The sequence below is a fragment of the Paraburkholderia megapolitana genome, from assembly GCF_007556815.1.
Taxonomy (GTDB): domain Bacteria; phylum Pseudomonadota; class Gammaproteobacteria; order Burkholderiales; family Burkholderiaceae; genus Paraburkholderia; species Paraburkholderia megapolitana.
Genome location: NZ_CP041745.1, coordinates 758,209 through 779,032, shown reverse-complemented (window position 1 = coordinate 779,032; position 20,824 = coordinate 758,209). Strand labels below are relative to the sequence as shown.

At 62.3% G+C, this 20,824-nt stretch carries 21 protein-coding genes; 13 read left to right on the top strand and 8 right to left on the bottom strand.

Annotated features, from left to right (window positions below):
* Positions 1-182: 182 nt before the first annotated feature.
* The gene (locus FNZ07_RS16930) at positions 183-1,223 is read right to left on the bottom strand and encodes a methyl-accepting chemotaxis protein (protein ID WP_170275784.1); all 1,041 of its coding nucleotides are present in this window, start codon (positions 1,221-1,223) and stop codon (positions 183-185) included.
* A 292-nt stretch (positions 1,224-1,515) separates the two neighbouring features.
* On the opposite strand from FNZ07_RS16930, the gene FNZ07_RS16925 reads away from it, so the two are divergent.
* On the top strand, positions 1,516-3,420 hold the full coding sequence (locus FNZ07_RS16925; protein ID WP_091010209.1) for an AI-2E family transporter: 1,905 nt from the start codon (positions 1,516-1,518) through the stop codon (positions 3,418-3,420).
* Between the two features lie 105 nt (positions 3,421-3,525).
* Positions 3,526-4,164 carry a LysE family translocator gene (locus FNZ07_RS16920; protein WP_091010207.1) on the top strand — a complete coding sequence of 213 codons (639 nt, stop codon included), beginning with the start codon at positions 3,526-3,528 and terminating at the stop codon, positions 4,162-4,164.
* Positions 4,165-4,200: 36 nt separating this feature from the next.
* Here FNZ07_RS16920 and FNZ07_RS16915 read toward each other — a convergent pair whose 3' ends face one another.
* The gene (locus tag FNZ07_RS16915) at positions 4,201-4,986 is read right to left on the bottom strand and encodes a class I SAM-dependent methyltransferase (RefSeq protein WP_091010909.1); all 786 of its coding nucleotides are present in this window, start codon (positions 4,984-4,986) and stop codon (positions 4,201-4,203) included.
* A gap of 222 nt (positions 4,987-5,208) precedes the next feature.
* Between FNZ07_RS16915 and FNZ07_RS16910 the strand changes: the two genes are divergently transcribed.
* Complete coding sequence (locus FNZ07_RS16910; protein ID WP_091010206.1) at positions 5,209-5,784, top strand: YbhB/YbcL family Raf kinase inhibitor-like protein; 576 nt, start codon at positions 5,209-5,211, stop codon at positions 5,782-5,784.
* Positions 5,785-5,842: 58 nt separating this feature from the next.
* On the opposite strand, the gene FNZ07_RS16905 is transcribed toward FNZ07_RS16910, so the two are convergent.
* Together FNZ07_RS16905 and FNZ07_RS16900 are read right to left on the bottom strand one after the other, a co-directional pair.
* Complete coding sequence (locus tag FNZ07_RS16905) at positions 5,843-7,084, bottom strand: DUF3443 family protein (RefSeq protein ID WP_245811410.1); 1,242 nt, start codon at positions 7,082-7,084, stop codon at positions 5,843-5,845.
* 11 nt (positions 7,085-7,095) lie between these two features.
* A complete protein-coding gene (locus FNZ07_RS16900; RefSeq protein WP_091010204.1) occupies positions 7,096-7,605 on the bottom strand; it encodes a DUF2844 domain-containing protein in 510 nt (169 codons plus the stop codon).
* Between the two features lie 495 nt (positions 7,606-8,100).
* On the opposite strand from FNZ07_RS16900, the gene FNZ07_RS16895 reads away from it, so the two are divergent.
* From FNZ07_RS16895 to FNZ07_RS16880, 5 genes are all read left to right on the top strand, one after another.
* A complete protein-coding gene (locus FNZ07_RS16895) occupies positions 8,101-9,234 on the top strand; it encodes an NHL repeat-containing protein (protein WP_143098039.1) in 1,134 nt (377 codons plus the stop codon).
* Positions 9,235-9,583: 349 nt separating this feature from the next.
* Positions 9,584-9,937: a hypothetical protein gene (locus FNZ07_RS16890; RefSeq protein ID WP_407670595.1), complete on the top strand. Its 354-nt coding sequence runs from the start codon at positions 9,584-9,586 to the stop codon at positions 9,935-9,937.
* A gap of 88 nt (positions 9,938-10,025) precedes the next feature.
* Positions 10,026-10,181 carry a hypothetical protein gene (locus FNZ07_RS33670; protein WP_170275783.1) on the top strand — a complete coding sequence of 52 codons (156 nt, stop codon included), beginning with the start codon at positions 10,026-10,028 and terminating at the stop codon, positions 10,179-10,181.
* Positions 10,182-10,189: 8 nt separating this feature from the next.
* Positions 10,190-10,684 (top strand): hypothetical protein, encoded by a 495-nt coding sequence (locus FNZ07_RS16885; protein ID WP_143098038.1) that lies wholly within the window; start codon positions 10,190-10,192, stop codon positions 10,682-10,684.
* 36 nt (positions 10,685-10,720) lie between these two features.
* Complete coding sequence (locus FNZ07_RS16880) at positions 10,721-11,488, top strand: response regulator (RefSeq protein ID WP_091010199.1); 768 nt, start codon at positions 10,721-10,723, stop codon at positions 11,486-11,488.
* A gap of 15 nt (positions 11,489-11,503) precedes the next feature.
* Here FNZ07_RS16880 and FNZ07_RS16875 read toward each other — a convergent pair whose 3' ends face one another.
* Positions 11,504-13,165 (bottom strand): HAL/PAL/TAL family ammonia-lyase, encoded by a 1,662-nt coding sequence (locus FNZ07_RS16875; RefSeq protein WP_091010197.1) that lies wholly within the window; start codon positions 13,163-13,165, stop codon positions 11,504-11,506.
* Positions 13,166-13,573: 408 nt separating this feature from the next.
* Here FNZ07_RS16875 and FNZ07_RS34540 point away from each other — a divergent pair, with 408 nt between their 5' ends.
* Both FNZ07_RS34540 and FNZ07_RS16865 read left to right on the top strand, forming a co-directional pair.
* On the top strand, positions 13,574-14,533 hold the full coding sequence (locus FNZ07_RS34540) for an HNH endonuclease (protein ID WP_091010195.1): 960 nt from the start codon (positions 13,574-13,576) through the stop codon (positions 14,531-14,533).
* Positions 14,534-14,959: 426 nt separating this feature from the next.
* A complete protein-coding gene (locus FNZ07_RS16865; protein WP_143098037.1) occupies positions 14,960-16,108 on the top strand; it encodes a hypothetical protein in 1,149 nt (382 codons plus the stop codon).
* On the opposite strand, the gene FNZ07_RS16860 is transcribed toward FNZ07_RS16865, so the two are convergent.
* The gene (locus FNZ07_RS16860; RefSeq protein WP_091010191.1) at positions 16,109-17,020 is read right to left on the bottom strand and encodes a LysR family transcriptional regulator; all 912 of its coding nucleotides are present in this window, start codon (positions 17,018-17,020) and stop codon (positions 16,109-16,111) included. It lies immediately after the preceding gene.
* Positions 17,021-17,143: 123 nt separating this feature from the next.
* Here FNZ07_RS16860 and FNZ07_RS16855 point away from each other — a divergent pair, with 123 nt between their 5' ends.
* From FNZ07_RS16855 to FNZ07_RS16845, 3 genes are all read left to right on the top strand, one after another.
* Complete coding sequence (locus FNZ07_RS16855; RefSeq protein ID WP_091010189.1) at positions 17,144-17,887, top strand: SDR family oxidoreductase; 744 nt, start codon at positions 17,144-17,146, stop codon at positions 17,885-17,887.
* 72 nt (positions 17,888-17,959) lie between these two features.
* Entirely contained in the window at positions 17,960-18,853 is an 894-nt protein-coding gene (locus FNZ07_RS16850; RefSeq protein ID WP_091010187.1) for an SDR family NAD(P)-dependent oxidoreductase, read from the top strand.
* 133 nt (positions 18,854-18,986) lie between these two features.
* Entirely contained in the window at positions 18,987-19,775 is a 789-nt protein-coding gene (locus tag FNZ07_RS16845) for a sulfite exporter TauE/SafE family protein (protein ID WP_091010185.1), read from the top strand.
* 18 nt (positions 19,776-19,793) lie between these two features.
* Here FNZ07_RS16845 and FNZ07_RS16840 read toward each other — a convergent pair whose 3' ends face one another.
* Positions 19,794-20,045, bottom strand: coding sequence for a hypothetical protein (locus FNZ07_RS16840; RefSeq protein ID WP_091010182.1), 252 nt, complete (start codon positions 20,043-20,045; stop codon positions 19,794-19,796).
* Positions 20,046-20,277: 232 nt separating this feature from the next.
* On the bottom strand, positions 20,278-20,631 hold the full coding sequence (locus FNZ07_RS16835; RefSeq protein WP_091010180.1) for a BON domain-containing protein: 354 nt from the start codon (positions 20,629-20,631) through the stop codon (positions 20,278-20,280).
* Positions 20,632-20,824 lie beyond the last annotated feature (193 nt).

Below are 20,824 nucleotides of genomic sequence, written 5' to 3'. Positions count from 1 at the left end.
GACAAAAAATGGCTGTGGAAGCGCTTCCACAAGAACAGCGTACGATAGCAGTGGCGAATTCGCCGCTGCTATCGGGGTTTGTCTGGATAGGGGATGACGCGTGCGGAAGCACGCGCTGCATTTACTGAAAGGATCTGCCAGACGAGCGTCAGAGCGCCGTCAGATGGCGGACGAAACGTCGCTCAAGCAGGCGGTCTCTGCACGACGACGCCATACCAGCCGAGCCCGCGATAACTCTCGTAACCGGGCGTCGCCGCGAACGAGACCGTGGTGCGCCCATCGGCCGCGCGATAGAAGCCGGTGCGATGGCCCTCGGTGACGAGGCGGAACTGTTCGTTGAGTCCATCCGCCTGATCCGAACTCGCGATGATGCGAAACGCGGAATCGACGATCATGCAGCGCGTGCGCTGCCATTCCTCGTCGGTAAGCCGCACGCCCTTGACGACCGCGGATGCCTGCGTGGCCCAGTCGAAGAAGATCACCAGCGCGCCGAGCGGTTGTCCGTCCACGGCACCGTGTTCGCGGATCGCGGTGGCGTAGGTGGCGACGTGGGCGTTTTTCAGCAGCGGCAACGCTTCGATGTCACCGGCGACGAAGTCCGCACCCGATGGCGTTTTCATCGCCTCCTTGAACCAGCGCGCGTCGGCAATATTGCGGCCCGCCACCGAGTAAGTCTGCGGCCGGCCGTTGGCGACGACCGTGCCCGATGCATCGACGATCCACAGGTCCAGGTACACGGTGTAGCTGTCGAGTATCACCGACAGCCGGCGCGACGCATGCTCGCGCTCCTGCCCGCCGCCTGTTGCGAGACAGTCGACCACGGCCGAATCGGTGGCCCACCAGCGCACGTCGCACGAGCGCTCGTACAGGTTGCGATCGACGATGTCGATCATGTTCAGCGCGAGATCGGCACAGCGCTGCCCTTCGTGCGAGCGCAGCCGCTCGATCATGCTGTCGCCGAGATCGGTCAGCTTCGACAGCGAACCGGCGAGTTCCTTGTTCAGCACCGTGGTGATGTCGGAGATACGCGCGGAGACATGCTTGACCTGGTTGGCGACGACCGCGAAGCCCTTGCCTGCATCGCCGGCGCGAGCCGCTTCGATCAGCGCGTTGAGTGCGAGGAAGGTGGTCTCGCGGTTGATGTCGTTGATGTCGGAGATTTTTCCGGTGGCCAGCTTCTTGACCTGATGAGTGAGTTCGACGATTTCTTGCGGATTCGACATGGCGCGGCCCCGAGTGGATAACTGGTTGTTTTCCACGTTGCAGCAAGTATCAGGCCGAGCGCGTGCTGGCATGGCGGCAGGCATCGGCTACGACGCAAACGTTTCGTATGTGCATTGCGCAGGTTTGCTCAAGCGCCCGGGCCGCTATGGACGGCACGCTGTAGCACCACCGATGTGCAGGTCTGCGCGATAAAGGTGACGCCGCCGCGGCGCGCCTGGATGACCGAATCTGCGCCACCACTCCGTTTTTTGATACCGTTCGTCAATCATTGCCATTGTTCAGGTCGTTCCCATGTCGCAACCCAGACCGCCTAACCGCGTCTTTCCCACCGGCGCCCCAGGCATCCAGACCCTGACGACGGTGATCATCAGCGTCGTGGTCGTGTGCGGGCTGTACTTCGGCCGCGCGGTGCTGGTGCCGATCACGCTCGCGGTGCTGCTGAGCTTTCTGCTCGCGCCGCTCGTCGGTGTGTTGCGGCGGCTGCGCATCGGCCAGGTTCCGTCGATCGTCGTCGCCGTGGTCATCGCGCTCGTCACGCTGCTCGCCGTCAGCACGCTGATCGCCGCGCAGTTCGCGCAGCTCGCGACCGATCTGCCGCAGTACCAGGTCGCGATCGAAGCCAAGATCGAAACCGTGCAGGAGAAGACCATCGGTCGCGCCGACGCGCTGCTGAGCCGCGCGTCCACCGCGCTGCAAGGCGTGATGCCGAAGGCCCGTCCGCAACACGGCGGCCGCGCGCAACGCCCGACCGCCGCCGCGCCGATGCCGGTCGAAGTGCACGAACCGATGCCCTCGCCGCTCGAACTGACGCGCCGCGTGTTCTCGCCGGTGGTCGGGCCGCTCGAGACGATGTTCATCGTGATCGTGGTGACCATCTTCATCCTGTTTCAGCGCGAGGATCTGCGCGACCGGTTGATCCGCCTGTTCGGTTCGAGCGACCTGCACCGCACGACGACCGCGCTCAACGACGCGGCCAAACGCTTGAGCCGCTACTTCGTCGCGCAGCTCGGCGTCAATCTCGGCACCGGCGCGGTAATCTCGACCGGCCTCGCGATCATCGGCGTGCCGGGTGCATTGCTGTTCGGCGTGCTGACCGCGCTGCTGCGCTTCGTGCCGTATATCGGCACGTGGATCGCGGCGATCCTTGCCACCGTTCTCGCGGCCGCGATCCAGCCGCAATGGACCATGGGCGTTCTGACTCTCGTGCTGTTCGTCGTGGTCGACATCGTCGCGGGTCAGATTGTCGAGCCGTTGTTGTACGGCCATAGCTCGGGGCTGTCGCCGCTCGCGGTGGTCGTCGCGGCAATTTTCTGGAGCTGGCTGTGGGGGCCGATCGGCCTCGTGCTGTCGACACCGCTCACGCTCTGTCTCGTCACGCTCGGGCGCTACGCGGACCGTCTCAAGTTCATCGCGGTGCTGCTTGGCGACCAGCCGGCGCTCACCCCTGCGCAGATGTTCTATCAGCGGTTGCTCGCCGACGATCCTCAAGAAGCCATCGATCAGGCCATGCGGCTGCTGCGCGACCTGCCGCTGATCGACTACTACGACAACGTCGCGCGCGAAGGTCTGCGGCTCGCGCGCACCGACACGCTGCGTGGCGTCTTCTCGCCCGAGCAGCTCGTGCGGATGAACGAATCGCTGCTCGATATTGTCGAGAGCCTCGAGGATATCGGTGGGGCGCCGGACGAACGCTTGAAGCTCGAAATCGCGGGCGCGGTGGAATCGGCTGGACCGGCGGCAGACGCCAATGCCGACGGAGCGCGAGAGCGCGAGCACGACCTCGCGGCTCTGATCGCGCCGGCGCGTGGCGCGAACGTGCTCTGCATCGCGGGCCGCGGCGCCTTCGACGATGCCGCTGTCGCGATCGCCGTGCAGTTGCTCACACGCTTCGGACTCGCACCGGCCGCCGCGACCTACGAACAGTTCCGCAAGCGTCACACCGATCCGGATGCCACCGGCGATGCGACGATCGTCTGCGTGCTCACGCTCGATGCGGCGGAAGCGCCGCTCTATCTGCAGAACCTGCTGCGCCGTGTGCAGGAACGCGCGCCTGCGGCGACGTTGATCGTCGGTGTGGGTGGGCCGGGAGAGAGTGTGGCGGGCGCGAGTGCCGATAGCGATGCGCGCAGCGCCGCGACGTTCCGCGATCTGGTGGGCCTGTGCCTGCTTGCGGGTGGGGTGGCGGCGCGGCCCTGAACAGAGCTCAACAAGCGGACCGCAATCGATGCGCCCGCCTTGCCGCGAATCACGCAACAAGGCACGATATGCCTCCCACCGCCCCTTCTTCTCAGGAGACCTTCCGTGAACGCCTCAACCGCCATTGCCGCTATCCTCGCCGCGCTGATGCTCGGCGCGATGAGCCCGGGTCCGAGTTTCATCGTCGTTGCCCGCAATGCGATCGGCGTGTCGCGTCGCGACGGGCTGGCAAGCGCGATCGGCATGGGGCTAGGCGGCGTGTGTTTCGCGGGGGTGGCGCTGGTCGGCCTGTACACGCTGCTGGAAGCGGTCGCCTGGCTGTATGCGGGGCTGAAAATCGCGGGTGGTTTATATCTCGTGTATATCGCGCTGAAAATCTGGCGCGGTGCAGCGGCGCCGTTTGTCTTCGACCGTACGGAGGCCGGTGCGCGCGGCAATCTGCGCAAGTCGCTGTGGCTCGGGCTGAGCACGCAGTTGAGCAACCCGAAGACGTCGATCTACTACGGCAGCATCTTCGCCGCGCTGCTGCCGCAGCATCCGCCGATGTGGTGTTACTTCGTGCTGCCGCCGGCAGTGTTCTGTATCGAGGCGGGCTGGTACACGATAGTCGCGCTGGGCTTCTCGAGCCGTCGTCCGCGCGAGTTGTATCTGAATTCGAAAGCGTGGGTGGACCGGATCGCGGCGACGGCGATCGCCGCACTTGGTCTGCGTTTGATGTTCACTGCTTTTAGACGCGGTATCTAACCAAGGCGATTGTGCGGCGTGTGGCGCGGCGCGTAGTCACGCGCCTTCTTTGATCGTGCAGAACGCCGCCGTTTCATAAGGCAGCGTGACGATGTCCTTGCCGGCAAGTTCCGGCTCCGCGGCAATCAGCGCGCGCACTTCGGCATCGATCTGCGCGCGTGCTGCTTCCGGAAGCGCCGCAATGAAGCTGGTCGAACGGACCCGCGCCACGATCACATCTTCGGGCGACCCGGTGTGACCGATCGAAAAATGCGCTTCCTGCAGCGTGCTGAAACCCGCAAACGGAAACACGCTGCGCCACGCACCCGTGTAGTAACGCGGCGTGTCGCCCTCAGCACGGTTGACGATGCGATCGAGCTGCGCCACCCAGCCCACGCGTGCATCGCGCAGATTCCACACGAGCCCTAAGCGCCCACCCGGCTTCAACACGCGATGAATCTCGGCGAGCGCCTCGCGGGTCGCGAACCAGTGGAACGACTGCGCGCACACCACGGCATCCACTGACGCATCGTCGAGCGGAATCGCCGCGGCCGTACCGGCCAGCGCTTCGACCTGCGGCAATGCCGCCGACAGCTTGTCGCGCATCTGCTCGACGGGCTCGACGGCGATCACCGTGGCGCCGGTTTCCAGCAGACGCGGTGTGAACTTGCCGGTGCCCGCGCCGAGATCGATGACCGTGCGGCCCGCTGCAAGGCCCAGCGTCTCGCGCAGCCAGCCGGCGACGGCCGGCGGATAGTCGGGACGACCGCGTACGTAGTTGTCGGCGGTCGTGGTGTAGCCCTGCGCAGCGGCGTGATGAACATCGCGATTCGATGGCGTCATGGTGTGCTTGTGCTCCTGCCTGATGGATGCCTTGCCGGATAGGGCGACGTGTGCGGCGACGATGCGTGCGCCGGAAACGGCACTAGCATACCCATGCGCGAGCTGTTCTACCATGCGGGCTTCGGAGATGAGTTAACCGTGGGCGCAGATCCATTCCTGATCGCGCTCAGCAACTGAAGTCCCTCGTGCAACCCGCCTGACAACGCTAAAGGAATCCGCCTCATGATCCGCCGATCTTCTCTTCGCGCTTTCGTGCGTCCGATGTTCGCTGGTGTGTTCGCGATAGCGACGCTGCAGGCGGTGGCTGCACCCGCGCCCGCAGCCGATGCGTTCACGTTGTCGTCACCGGGTCTCGCCGACGGCGCGACGCTCGATTCGCGTCATGCATCCAGCGCCAACCAGTGCGGCGGCGCGAATGTTTCGCCCGCACTGCAATGGCAGCACGTACCGGCAGGCACACGCAGTTTTGCGGTCACGATCTACGACCCCGACGGAGCGAAGGGGCTCGGGGTCGTCCATTGGGTGCAATACGGCATTCCGGCAACGCTGAATTCGCTCGATGAAGGACACCCCGCGCCGGAGGGTAGCGTCGGCGGTACGAATCGCACGGGGCATTCGGGCTACTACGGTCCATGCCCGCCGGTCGGGGAGATTGCGCATCACTACGTGGTGCAGGCATACGCGCTCGATCTTGCGCCCGACGCATTGCCGGCCGGACTCACGCGTGACGCGTTGCTGGCGGCGTTGAAGGACCATGTCCTTGCGGCGACGAGTATCGTGTTGCGCTACGGGCGATGACGCTGCGCATCGCAACCTGCCGATGCGCAGCGCCAGATGGTCAATACACTACTAGCGTCTAGTTAGACGTGTACGCGACATACGGGCCCGTACCACCGCCCGTCGACGCCGTCCCCGCAATACCCTGATAGACATTCTTGCCATAGAAGAACGGCATACCCAGATCGAGGCCGCTCGGCGCCGCCCCGGCGAGATTGTTGAACGCATAGTTGCCGGTGTTGAACAAACTGTCCGCGTTCGCAACGTTGAATTGCACGGTCGCCGATGTCGAGTTCGCCGCGGTCAGTACCGCGCTCATGGCCAGCGTGCTCGACGGAGTGAAGAAGGTGTTGCTGTCCGTCGATAGCGAAGGATCGTTGAAGAAGATGCCGTTCGAACCCGAATCGAGGAACGCACCCGATGAACCTGCCGGATAGGACGTGCCGTTGAAGGAGACAGCCATGTTGCCGTTGCCGTCCGTGGGCAGGATCGTCGCCCCCGTGCCGGCAAGCGCGTTGTTCGACTGCGTATCGATGCCGAACACGAGCGTGCCGGTTGCGGTGGCTGCGCCGGAATCCGGTACCTGTGCGAATTCGACGATCACGCCGTTGTTGTCGTTCGGAAACAGCACGACGGGGTTCGCGATGACCTGTGTGTTTGTCGGATTCGTCCGGGTGCAGCTGGTCCCCGAACACGAGAAATACGTGCCGGCGCCAAGATCGCTCTGCGCGGCGCCGATGCCGAGAATGCCGTTGGCCCCGAGCACCGAAGGCGTGTTGATGCTGGGGCCGGTCGTGCAACCACTCGGCATCGACGCGGCCAGCGACGAATCCTGAATGACCTGGATCGGCAGGTTCGTCGCGATTTCTCCCGACATCTTGATGTCGGCGGCACGCACAGTGCCCCACGTGTCGCCCGAACCGAAGCCCGTGCATTCAGCCATCGTCTGCGTCGTGGCAACGTTCGGCATGCCCGAGAGCGTGGCGCTCGGAATCTGCGAAGCGAAGATACGCAGCCCGTACGACCCCGTGTCGACCAGCACATTGTTGACCGTCGAACAGTTCGACGATGCATTGCTGTTCGCCGCGCAGATCGTCACGCTCACCATCGGATAATTCCGCACATTGCCGCCCGCGGGCGAGACGGTGATCTGCACCGTATTCGCCGCATTGGACGACGTGCCGGTTGAAGTACCCGTGCCCGTATTCGTACCCGAGTTACCCGACGACGAACTGTTATTACTCCCGCCGCCACCACCGCACGCCGTGAGCCCTGCACACAATCCCGCTACTGCGGCCAGCCAGATAATCTTGCGCATCATGTTTCCCCTGATCACTGGATGTCGTTAGCGCTCACGCCTGCCGGCAGAGCCGGCGGCAACCACGCGCGCCCTGCGAACGCGCCCATATGTCCGCCGCTCTGGACCACGAGGTCCGAGCTCTGCACGCTCGCTGCACCGAAGCCGGTGCCGTGCGCGGCCCGCGCGGTATTGAGAGATTGCACGTAACCCGGAAAGTACGTACCGAGCAGCGTGTCGAGTTCGGGAACCTGCGGTCCTTGCCATGCAACCGCGAACACATTGCCATTCGAGGCGAGGTACTCGCGCACGACGGTGCCGCCTGTCAGCGTGGTCGTATTGACCGTGTAGGGCGTCGCGTTCGCGCTCATGCGACGTGCGGCGAGCGTGGCGGAGGTGCCGGACGTAGCCGATGTCGAAGCGGTTGCGCTCGAGGTTGTGGCGCCGGCCGACCACGTGGGCGCGCCGCCAAGTTCGGCATGGGCGGGCAGTGCGGCAATCGCAGCCGCGACTGCCATCGCACTGCAAACGATGCGAAGGTTCATGTCTTCTCCAGACGTTCTCGATTGAATACCGATTGACCGGCAGGACTGCCCTGCCAGCGATGAAGAGTGTTTGGCATACGTGGCCGCGCAGGTCTCGTGGACCGCGACGCGAATACACGCAAATCGGTACGCGCAATTATCGGTGCGCCAAATGCCGACTTCAAACCGTGTATCCGATATTTTTATTACGAAATCATTACGCAACGCCGAAAAGGCATCACACCCAACGATACGTCGACACTCAAGCTGTCGATTCCATGCCAATCGAATGCCATTGAGTTTACGACGGAGCTTAGGAACCCCAAAGAGGGAATTCATTTCCTTCAGTTACCAAATGTAAGTCGAGAAAAGATTTCTCTGCAAAGCGACGGATTCCGGATAGCGCTGCGTATAAACGAAGCACAGCCCCAACCCGGCAGATCGATATCCGATTCCGCATAAACCGCGTATCGAGAAATCCGGGTACCTCGACCATACAATCGGCCATATCGAGCTATGAAAATCCGCACTCAGCAGTTGCAGCAAACGAACGTCCGGATGTCCGCCATTCTTGCCATCCTGATTGCCACGTGCAGTCTCGCTGCATGTGGCGGCGGCGGAGGCGACGACGACTCATCGCCACCGCCCACCAACCCCAACGCTCCGTCGATCAGCGTCTTCGCAGGGCAACCGGACAACCCGGGCTCGACAACCGGCGCGCTCGCCTCGGCCCTGTTCGACACGCCCGTGGGTCTCTTCGCGGACAACAGCGGCAACCTGTTTGTCGCCGACAACGGTAACTTCACGATCAGCAAGATCGCCAACGGTGCAGTCACGACGCTCGCAGGCACGGCCGGCGCGAACGGTTCCGCGGATGGCGTCGGCGCTGCCGCACAGTTCGGCGGCCCGGAGGAACTGGCCGTCGATTCCGCGGACAACGTCTACGTCACCGACGATGTGGCCGGTTCCGATTTCCTGGCCGTACGCAAAATCGCGGCGTTGGGTCAGGTGACGACCGTGATCGACCCTGCAACCGGCCAGGCGCTCCTGACCGACGGTAGTGCGGGCATTGCAGTCGACCAGCAGTCCAATGCCTATGTGTTCACGACGAACACGAGCACCGGCGCGAGCGTGCTCACGCAGATCACGCCCACGGGAGCGATCAACGTCATTCAACTGGTCAACTCGTCGGGCACGCCGATTGGTCTCATCGATCCTCAGGACATGACCGTCGACGGCACCAACCATCTGTATATCTCCGACGACGACACCAATGCGAACGGCGGCGTGCTCTACCAGGTCGCGCTGAACGGCACGACCGGTGTAGTGACGGCGCTCGCTGGATCGACGGCGACATCGGGCGCGACGGACGGACCGGGCAGTACCGCTACGTTCGACGGGCTCGGCAATCTCACCACCGATTCCGCAGGCAACGTCTACGCGAACGACGTCAACAACGGCACGATTCGCGAGATTTCGCCGGCGGGGATCGTCACCACGGTTGCCGGTATCGCGGGGCAATTCGGTCTGAACCTCGGGCAATTGCCGCAGCCGTTACCGACGATCGACGCACTGGCCATCGTCGGACAAACGCTCTATACGACCGCGCCGAATCGCAGCGTAGTGCTGCAGATTTCGCCGCTGCCCTAACTTTGAGGAACTGAAATGCGAATGCTAAGAACGTTGTTGCTCGTTAGCGTGATAGGTAGCGCTTTCGCGATGGTAAGCGGATGCACGGTGAGTCCTGTGACGGGACTCGTGTGTCCGCCCGGTACGCATCCGGGTCCTTATGGGCATCGCTGTTTTGCAGACTAGATTTCCTGAGTGCGTCGCGACGCATGCGCAAACACGAGTGCACTCAGCGATCTTCTTTTACCCAACCCGCACATTCGTAACAAAGTTTTTTCTCACGACGGATCGCCGGTTTCAGAGCGTTGAAGATCATGTGGACAGCTTGATCAGCGTCGTCTGCATCCAACGTTCGTTAGGAGAATAAATCGTGAAATCCAGACACATGTTGTTGCTTTCCTGCGCCGGCGCAATTGCGATGTTTGCGTCAACCAGTTCCTTTGCGTGGGTACACGTGGGCGTCGCAGTCGGTGTCCCCGTTGCGCCGGTGGTGGTCGCGCCCGCTGTCGTCGCTGTGCCGCCTCCGCCGCCCCCTGTCGTCGTCGCGGCGCCGGTCGTCGTAGGCGGCCCGGTGATCGCGGTCGGCTGGTACGGCGGTCGCTACTGGGACGGATATCGCTACTGGGATCGTGGCGGATGGTATGCCGCTCATCCGGGCTGGGGCGGTGGTTGGGGACCGGGCTGGCACCCAGGCTGGAGACGAACCGGCTGGCATCGCTGGTAAGCGAGCGACGGATTTTTTATTACCGCCCGTTTAACGCAACGTCACATACGACGTTCGCCCGTTCGTCATTACCCCTGGAAGTATCGAAATGAAAGTCAGAACCCTGCTTGCCGTGCTGAGCGCTGCGGCTGCGATCGCCAGTTTGAGCGGCTGCGTGGTCGTTCCCGCGCAGCCTGGATATGCGCCCTACTGGCATCCAGCGCATTATGACGTGTACGGGTACTACCACCCCGGACACTGGTAAACCGCACTATGCCCTCTGAATCGAACGTGACGAATCGTCTGCCGCGCGCCCTGGTCTGGTTGATCGGGGCCGCAGCAGCGTCCGTGATCGTGCTGTGTCTGGCCGGTACGTACACGTTGCTGGTTCTACCGGGCATGCTCACGCACTCCGCTTCGTCACACGCGCCTGCACCTGCATCGGCAACGATGTCCGGTGCGGCACCCGACGTCACGAACATGCCGCCACTGCCTGCAACCGCATCGGTGCCTGCACCCGTACCGTCAATAGCCACTTCGCCAACACCCGTGCGTAGCAAACCAGTGAGCCGGACGCCGGTACCCCGGCACGCTCAACACGTTGTCAGCCACCATCGAAAGCCAACGGTCCGGACTGTCGCTCCGACCGTAAAGCGGACCGCACCGAAAGCGCCCAACGCGCTGTGGTCGCCCGCTTATATCGACGACGACGGTTACTGGCATCCTGGTTACTGGACGACACCGGATGGAAGCGAAGTACAGCCTTGAACCGTAGCCCACTCCGTATGAGAGAGCGCTTTCAAAATGGCAACCCGGATACTTGTCGTCGATAGAAATGTCGAACTGTGCAAATCGCTTGGCGATTTTCTGGAACGCCATGACATCGAGGTCAGCACGCTACCGAATGCGGGTCTGCTCGAGCGGTGTCTGGAGCACAGCACACCCGATCTCGTGATACTCGATCACATGCAACCCGGTGGCGAGGGGTTGACGGCACTGGGCAATCTGAGAGCATCGGGTAACGAGATTCCGGTGATCATGCTGGCCGAGTCGGCCGACGATGTCGACCGCATCATCGGTCTCGAGATGGGCGCCGACGACTACATCGGCAAGCCGCTCAATCTGCGCGAAGTGCTTGCGCGCGTGCGAGCCGTGCTACGGCGAGCGGGTACGGCGCGGCCCGTTAGTGCCTTGCACGAATCGTGGCGCGTGGCGTTTGGCCCCTTCGCGCTCGATATCCGTTCGCGTATGGTGCATCACGACGAACAGCCGATCATGCTGTCCGACCGCGAATTCGAATTGCTGAGGATTTTCGTCAATCAGCCTATGCGTCTGTTCAAGCGGGAACAGTTAGCCGAGTTGATGTTCGGGCCGAAAGACGATCGCATGGCGCGAGGACTCGACGTCCTGGTGTGGCGACTGCGTCAGATGATCGAAGTGCGCCCTTCCACACCGAAGCTGATCCAGACGATTCGCGGCCACGGGTACATCTTCGTGCCCGACGGCGAGCAGTATGTGCCGCGGCCGCGTGAGGTCGTCGCTCGGGTGATGGATGAGCAACGCGCACGATAGCGCGCTCAAAACGTATCAATCGAGCAGCGAACCGCACACCCGCGCAACCGCATTCGATATTTCGCCACGCACCACCGCGCCACGCAGCGTATCGATATCGCCATGCACCCAGCGGTCGCTTTCGAGCGCCGCGGGCACATGAGCGCGCACGGCATCCCACGCGGCCCGCGTGCCCTGCCCAACCGGATAGCCCGCGAGATCGCGCTCGATCAGATCGAGCGCCTGGCACGCGAGCAGCATCTCGGCGGTGACGATCGTCTGCGTGTTCTCGACGATCGTGCGCGTGCGTCGTGCTGCGTAGCACGAGTTGCTGATGTGATCTTCGGTATTACCTTTGGCCGGCAGACTCGTTGCGCTCGAAGGCGAACAGAGTCCCATGTTCTCGAGCACGAGACCCGTGCCCATGCTTTGCACAACCGAGTAGCCGGAGTTCACACCCGGTTGCGTCGCGATCAACCCCGCTGGAATGCCGAAGTTGCATGCGGGGTCGACGAGGCGCGCACTGCGCCGGTCGCAGATCGCGCCGAGATCGGTCACGGTCAGTGCGAGCAGATCCATCGCTTGCGCTACGTATTGCCCATGAAAATGCCCGCCTGAGATGACGCGATAGGTGTCGTCGCTTTCGGGGAAGATCAGCGGGTTGTCGGTGGCGCTGTTGATCTCCGTCTGCAGAATGCCGTCGACGTAATCGAGCGCATCGAGCACCGGGCCATGCACTTGCGGCGCGCAACGCAGCGAGTACACGTCCTGGATGCGCGGTGCGAGGGGCGGTACGTGCGGTGCGCCGGCATCGGCGGGGTCGAGCCCTGGCGTGCCCCACAGCCGCACCTGGCGGGACGATTCGGTGCAACGCAGGCTACCGTCCACCACGCGACGCAGCGCCAGCGCAACGCGGAGCTGGCCCTTGTGCGGACGCGCCAGCATCACGCGCTCGTCGAAGCACGATAGCTCGCCGCGCAATGCCTCCAGCGACAACGCCAGCGAAACCGTTGCGTCATCGAGCAACGCACGCGCATCGTGTGCGGCGAGCACCGCGTAAGCCAGCGAAGCCGTCGACCCGTTGATCAGCGCGGACGCATCTTTGGCGAGCACATCGAAGGTGGGCGGCAAACCCGCGAGCGTGAACGCATCCGCGGCGGACATGATCTGCGAACGAAACTCGACGCGACTCTGCGGCAAGCCCATCATCGCGCCGCTCATCAACGCGAGCGGGGCGAGATCGCCGCTCGCACCGACACTGCCCTTCGCCGACACGACCGGTGTGATGCCGTGGTCGAGCATCGACATCAAGCGGTCGAGTACCTCGATCCGTACACCCGAATAATTGCGTGCGAACGCATTGACGCGCAGCGCCATCATCGCGCGCACGACTTCGTTCGGCATCGGCTCGCCTGTGCCGGCCGAGTGCGCGAAGATCAGGTTCCGTTGAAACTCCGCAATCGATGCGACACCGATGCGCCTGTTCTTCAATGCGCCGACACCGGTGTTGAAACCGTACATCAGCGGCGCGTCGTCGGTAAGCCAGTGGTCGTCGATGTAGCGACGCGTTGCTTCGAGCTGTGCACGCGCATCGTCGTGCAGCACGACGCGGGCGCCGTGCCGTGCGATCGCTACGATGTCCGCGGCGCGCACATTCGCGCCATCGAGTACCACTTGCTGCACAGCATTGCCTGTCATGGAACCGCCCTTTCGATATGTGTCTCAACGTGCGCTGCACGTGTCGGCTTTTTGTCGAACCCTGCCGCACCGATCGTGCCTGAACGCAGCGAGGCGTCAGCTTATCGCAGCGTTGCTGCGCGGTACCGGTACGGTCAGGCACGCGAACCGCCGATACAGATTGGTTCGCGTGCGATTCGGTTTGTGGGTTTGTACTGGCGGCAACAAACCGCCTTGTTATAGAGCTTCCCATAAGCCCGAGCATTGCTCACTTAAGCCTGAAACTTGCCCCACGGCAAGATTTGTTAGAACTCGTGCTCGTAGAGCCCCCTACCCGGCACATTCGAGTAATCAAAGAAGTTTTATTTTTGTTCGCCTCAAGCTAAATAGTAGAATAATTTTCGTTAGACCAAACCGAGAAAAATTACAATGCCGTGGATTGAAATGTCTCGCAATCCGGATGAGCGGCCGGAATTGTGGCGCGTAGGTCAGTGCTTATGGTCGCCTAGGCGGAACAAAATCGGTCGTCCTTGGGCATTCTGGGAAACCATGCGTGAGGTGCAACCCGGCGATACCATCTTTCACCTGTGTGGTGGATCAGGCAAGGCAGCTTTTGTGGGATTCTCAACCGCTGCGTCGAGCTGCTTGTCTATTGACGAGGGACCGGACGGCCCGCAAGAACTGTATAGAATTCAGCTGACTGACTTCGAATCGCTCTCAAGTCCTTTGCCGCTAGGTACGATATTCAGGGAAAACGAACACGGCTTGCGTGTATATTTCAACGAAAACCGCAATACTGAGTCGTCAAAAGAAAGGCTTTTCTACGTCGAACAAGCAGGACGACTGCAGTGCCTCAACGGCGCGTATCTTTCATTCCTGAGCGAGCGGCTATTAAGTCTTCTGCTCGGTATTGAAGCCAGCGCAACACCTTCGAGTTCAATCGCAGTTGCAAACTCGACGGTCACTGGCGTCATTTTGAGGGAAGCGGCGTCCCGTGTAGGACAACAAGGTTTCGCGCGAAACGTCAAACGGAACTACGGCTATCGATGCTGCTTCCCTAGTTGTGGCGCCGATGACAGACGATTCCTCGTCGCAGCCCATATAGCCCGATGGGCGGATCTTCCGCAGCTTCGTGGGGAAACGAGCAACGGGCTTTGTCTATGCGTGCTTCACGATCGGGCATTTGAAGTAGGCGCATTCACGTTTGATGCTAACGGGCGAGTGGTACTTCGTCGTAGTGAAAATTCAACATCATGGCTTACGTCAATCTTGGAGTCCGCCGTTGGAAAGCTGCTGGTACCGGGAACGATATCACCGTCGCCACGAGCATTAGCTCATCACTGGGTCACACACGGATATGATGTTCGGGATATGTCCAACCGACCGTAACTCAAATCGAAGCCGGAAGGGATGTGTAGTCGCTCGTTCAAACGATGTTCCATACATTAAAGGTGTCACCGCGATACGGTCCGAAATGGCTACAGCCGCTCTGCATCTGGAGGAAATGGTTGATGCGCCAATCACGCGATAGCGAAACTTGACGTTAATCGGAGTAATGTCCATCTACCCTGCGCAGCAATGGTCGTCGTGGTCTGTCGTCCTCGCTAAGCGTATTCTTGCGAGCGCTCCGCGCAAATTGCGCCGCTTTCGGTCAGGTATGAGAGGCGATGGATTCAGTCCTGTGCATGCATGCGCTCGAAGGGTTAGTTGAACGCAAACGCCTTAGGGCTAGCGAAACCGACAAAATGGCGTCCATGTGCTCTTCGGTCACGCCACGCTAGTCCCGCCTAAGTCAACATAGGTAACGTTAGCTATATGAGTGAACCAAATTTCCTTGATGCGTTTGGACTGAGTGTCAACGAAGTCATCAACATGCAAAGCTTGGCACACGCCCAGACCTTCAGTGACAAAGGACGGCTTGCTCGCTTCGCGACAGCTCAACGAACTCGCGAGGCCGGGGCCTACATTGCTCAACAGCTTTGGGAATGCAGGCAAATTCTCTCCAAGGTTGGTATATACAAACGTGTGTATTTGATCCAGCAGGAACAGGTGACGCAACCCACATGGGAACAAATTCTCGAACGAATATATGATGAACCGGTGGCGACGAGGAACGGGACAATCTGGCTCCTTTTCCACGCATGTCTGCAAGCAGAGAGAGATTTCTCTCTCGACGTTTGCCCCGCGCACTCACGCGAGGATGTTCTGACGGGGCGATTACTCGAAGGAATCAAGGCAGCGTGCACAATTTGGGCTGAAGCGTCATCATCCTATTTGAATCGCATAAAAAATACACTTGAGATCAGCAGTATTGATCTGACAGTTGGTGGCGGCGAACAAGAGACCGGTGGTGATTTCGCATTGATCTTAGATATCAAGGAGAATGCATCAAGCTTGGAGGATTCGGAACCTGACATCACTACACTCACCGGAGAGCGCCGCGGCGATGCGTTTGTGCCGCTTGTTTTTCAGGCTAAGCGCTACGTCGGTTCAAACGCAGATATTTCACAAAAGCACGATACCCGAGGCTATCAATTCAACAGCCTCCGGCAAGTAAACTGCGCTTCGAACTACATCTTCTACGAGAACGACAAAGAGCACATTTCTACTCCTGCGCTGCCGATGGTAAAACCTGTTTCCGCTTGCAAGGCGATCGAAACAAGTCGAGTCACCGGGGTTTTTTCAGAAAGTGTCGACTTCGCCACTTATATTTTGCGAGCTGCGAATGGGTTCAGTGACATCCCGGCGGCTCGCACTCGGGAGGATGCGCTAAACATGATCCTCGCCAATACCTCACCTAGCAACGTCAGTAGACTTACCATTCTTGGAAATACAAGTGATCTCAGCGCTAAATATCGCGATGCGCTCCGACAACTTCAGACCGAAATCAAGGAAGGAATACGTCAGGAATCACCCCAAGACGACCTTTCGGACGACACAAGACTGTCTTCGTTTGAACCTTGATCAGCAAATCTCATCCTGCCGACCCCCGGCACTCTGAAACACATCCCGCAGCCACTGCACGAACACCCGCACCCGCGACGATAGCTGCCGGTTGTGCGGATAAAGCACGGAGACCGGCATCGGCGGCGGCGGGCAATCGGCCAGCACGACAACCAGCCGGCCGTCGCGCAGCTCATCCGCGATCCGGTAGCGCGGTACCTGCACGAGCCCCAGTCCCGCGACCGCCGAGCCGGTATAGAGGTCCGCGCCCGTCACCGAGATCACGCCGCCCATCGCGACGTCCATCACGCGCCCGTCGACCACGAATTCGAGCGGCACGTTCTTGCCCGTGCCGCTCGATACATAGTTCACCGCACGGTGCGCAGTCAGCGCCGCCAGCTCCGTCGGCACGCCGAAGCGCGCGAGATACGCGGGGCTCGCCACCGTCACCTGCTCCATCTGCGCGACACGCACCGCTACCATCGACGAATCCTGCAGATACCCGGCCCGCAACACGCAATCGACACCCTCGCGTACCAGGTCGACGAGCCGGTCGTCCTCGCCGACCTGCAGCTCGATCTGCGGAAAGCGCTCGAGAAACGCCGGCAGCGCCGGCACGACGAAATGCCGCGCGAGCGTGCCCTGCAGGTTCACACGCAGCAGCCCTTTCGGCTCGACATTGCGAAACGATCCTTCCGCTTCCTCGAGGTCCGCGATCAGCCGGATGCAGCGGCGGTAGTACGCCTCGCCATCGGGCGTGAGGCGCACCGTGCGCGTCGTGCGTTCGAGCAGCCGCGTGCCGAGCCGCTGCTCCATGCGCTTGAGCAGGTTGGTGACGGTGGCGCGCGGGATCTGCAGGTCGTCGGCGGCCTGGGTGAAGCTTTGCCGGTCGGCGATCCGCACGAATGCCTGCATTTCCTGAAAGCGGTCCATCGGGGCGGCTCGCTCCTATTGTTAAAGTGAATGGAATTATAATAACAAAATTTACCCGATTATCTAATCGTCGATAAGCACGATGATTCGTTCACCCACCACCCACTTGAGAGGAAACGAATCATGAATACGCCCACCCAACCCCGCGTTGCCATCGTTACCGGCGCCTCGCGCGGCATCGGCGCCGCCGTGGCGCAGCGTCTTGCCGCCGACGGTTTCGCTGTCGTCGTCAACTACGCCGCCGGTGCGGCGAGCGCCGAAGCGCTCGTCGAGCAACTGCGCGCGAGCGGTGCTAAAGCGATCGCCGTGCAAGCCGATGTCTCGCGCAGCGACGATGTCCATCGCCTGTTCGAAACCGCCGAAGCGCAACTCGGCAAGATCGACGTGCTCGTCAACAACGCGGGCGTCCTGAAGACACTGCCGCTCGCCGACACCAGCGACGCGCTCTACGACCAGACCTTCGACATCAACGTGCGCGGCACTTTCAACACGCTGCGCGAAGCGGCGGCGCGTCTCACCGACGGTGGCCGGATCATCAACTTTTCCAGCACGACGCTGGCGCTGAATCTGCCGGGTTACGCGGTCTACAACGCGACCAAGGCTGCCGTTGAAGCGTTCACGCACGTCTTCGCGAAGGAACTGCGCGGCCGCAACATCACCGTGAATGCGGTGGCGCCTGGCCCGATCGCGACGTCGCTGTTTCTCGATGGCAAGACCGAGGCGCAGATCGAAACGTTCGCGAAGATGCCGCCGCTGCAACGGCTCGGCCAGCCGGACGACATCGCATCGGTGGTCGCGTTCCTCGCCGGTCCCGACGCGGGCTGGGTGAACGGCCAGATCCTGCGCGCGAACGGCGGCATCGCCTGAGCGCGGTCCGCCGCACAGCACCGACTACCGGCGAATCTCGCCGAACTCATCCAACGTAAAAGGAGCATCACCATGCAATCCGTCATTCTGGTTACCGGTGCAGGCACCGGCATCGGCAAACTGAGCGCACAGGCGCTCGCCGAAGCCGGCCATATCGTCTATGCAACGATGCGCGACATCGAAGGCCGCAACCGCGCACGTGCCGACGAAGTGCGCGCGCTCGCCGCGCAACGCAACATCGCGCTCTATCCGCTCGAACTCGATGTGCTGTCGCAAGCTTCCGCCGATGCCGCGGCCGCCGCAATCGTGCACGCCCAGGGACGCATCGACGTCGTGATGCAGAACGCCGGCCACCTCGTCACCGGTCCGACCGAAGCGTTCACGCCCGAGGAAATCGTCAAGGTGTTCGACACCAACGTGCTCGGCGCGCAGCGCGTGAACCGCGCGGTGCTGCCGTACCTGCGCGCCCAGGAAACCGGGTTGATGCTGTGGATCAGCAGCACGACGACGAAGGGCGGCTTCCCGCCGTTCATGGGGCCGTACGGTGCGGCAAAAGCAGCGATGGATTCGCTGGCCGTCACGCTCGCCTACGAGCTGGTGCGCTTCGGCATCGAAACGTCGATCGTGGTGCCGGGTGCCTTCACGCAAGGCACCGACCATTTCCCGAGCGCCGGCAAACCCGCCGATGCCGACACCGTTGCAGCGTACGCGCGCTATGACGGCGTGATGGACCGCATCGGCGAACGCCTCACCGCGCTCACGCCGCCCAACGCCGATCCGCGCGCGGTGGCCGACGAGATCGTGCGCATCGTCGGTCTGCCTGCCGGCACGCGACCGATGCGTTCGCTGATCGATTTTGTCGGGGATGGTGCAACCGAAGTGTTCGAGGTGTCGGAGCGCGTGCGCATCGACTTCGCGAAACGCATCGGCATGGGCGATCTGCTCGAGGCACGCGTGCAACGTTAAGCACGCAGCGCGCGGTTTTGCGACAATGGCGGACTTTCGCCGCGCCACCGGACGCGCGTTCGCCTGAGCGAACGCGCGGCTTCGGACACCGCACTTCGCAACCTGCATCCGACAACCGTCCGCGGTCCGCGCAATGGCCTTTCCCCACATCGAACTGCTGTACTCCGTCTCCGGTCTGGGCGTCGGATTCCTGGTCGGGCTGACGGGTGTAGGCGGCGGCTCGCTGATGACGCCGATCCTCGTGCTGCTGTTCGGTATCCACCCGGCCACCGCGGTCGGCACGGATCTGCTGTACGCCGCCGCGACGAAGGCGACCGGTACGCTCGTGCATGGACTGAAAGGCACCATCGACTGGCAGATCACGGCGCGCCTCGCAGCCGGTAGCGTGCCCGCCACGACGATCACGCTGATCGTGCTGCATCGCTATGGCATGGACACGCCTGGCGCCAGCCGGTTGATCCAGGTCGTACTCGGCGCGGCACTGCTGATTACTTCCGTGGCGCTGGTGTTCCGCCCGCAGCTTGCGGCGCTGGCCGCAAAGCGCGACCGCGCGCCGAGCCAGGGCCGCACGCTGGGCCTGACTGTGCTGACCGGCGCGGTGCTGGGCGTGCTGGTGTCGCTGACCTCGGTGGGAGCGGGCGCGATCGGCGTGACGGTGCTGTTGCTGCTGTACCCGGCACTGCCGACCACGCGCATCGTCGGCTCCGATATTGCGCACGCGGTGCCGCTTACGTTGCTCGCGGGCGCCGGGCACTGGCTTCTCGGTTCAATCGACTGGTCGATGCTGCTGTCGCTGCTGGTCGGTTCGTTGCCCGGAATCGCGGTGGGCAGCCTGCTGTCGTCGCGGGCGCCGGATGCGCTGTTGCGCAATATTCTTGCGGCAACGCTGACGCTGGTGGGGGTGCGGCTCGTGCTGGCGTAGTGGCGGGAGCGGCGCAGCCTACTTGAAAAACCGGCAGTTCAGATCGGTCTCGAACTGCCTGACCCAGTGGCCCGCTTCGTCGGCGAAATACGACTGCGCCCAGCCGCCCCGCCGGATCGTCACGAGCGGACGATGAGCCGCATCGTCCGGATCGGCGCCTGCAATCACCTCGAAGTGCGCGGGCGCAAATCCGTGCCGCGCGCAGACCAGTTCGAATGCCGCCCGTGCGCCGATCGGCAGGTCGGTGTAGCGCTCAAGTGCCCTTTCCATGACGTCCGCTCCCATTGCACGTTCACACAGTACGCCGGAAGCTGCGAAATTTGTGTGTCATCGGCCACGTGCGGACATCGTCGGCGTTTAAACATTCGCGACGCATCGACGCGAGCTTACGCGCCATAGAAAACGGGCCCCGGTGAAACACCGGAGCCCGTCTTGGGTTCAGCCTGTCTGTGCCCGCCGCACCCGCGCGATGCGCGAGCCGACGCGGACAAATGCTGGACGCTTACTGCTGCACAACCGACAGCTTGTTCGATACCGACGTCACGCCAGCCACGCCTTGCGCCGCAGCGCCGGCCTTGTCGATCTGGCCTTGATCGGGCACCGAGCCGGTCAGCGTGACAGCGCCGCCACGTGCACGCACGGAGATGTTCGACACGTCGACGCCTTGCGCCTTGCTGATCGCAGCGCGCACCTTGCGGCCCAGCTGGCGGTCAGCCTTCTTGACGGTTTTGGCGCTCGTCGTTGCAGCGGCCGGCGCCGCTGTCGTGTCCGCACCGCTTGCCTGCGCATACACGTTGCACGCCACCACAACGGCTACTACACCACTCAACGCCTTCAGAAAATCGACCGATTTCATGATTTCTCCTTTTGTACTTCGGTTTGGACCGCATCTACCCAGCGGCTTTGTTACGACTACCGGCGGCCCGAACGCGCGGCGCCTGCAAGGCGCGGCAGCGACGGCCGACTATGGCTGCGACACGGTGTGCGAGAGGCGAGAGGCTGCGGCCGCGCCGAACGCCATACGATGCGCCGGCCGACCTGCCGCGCGG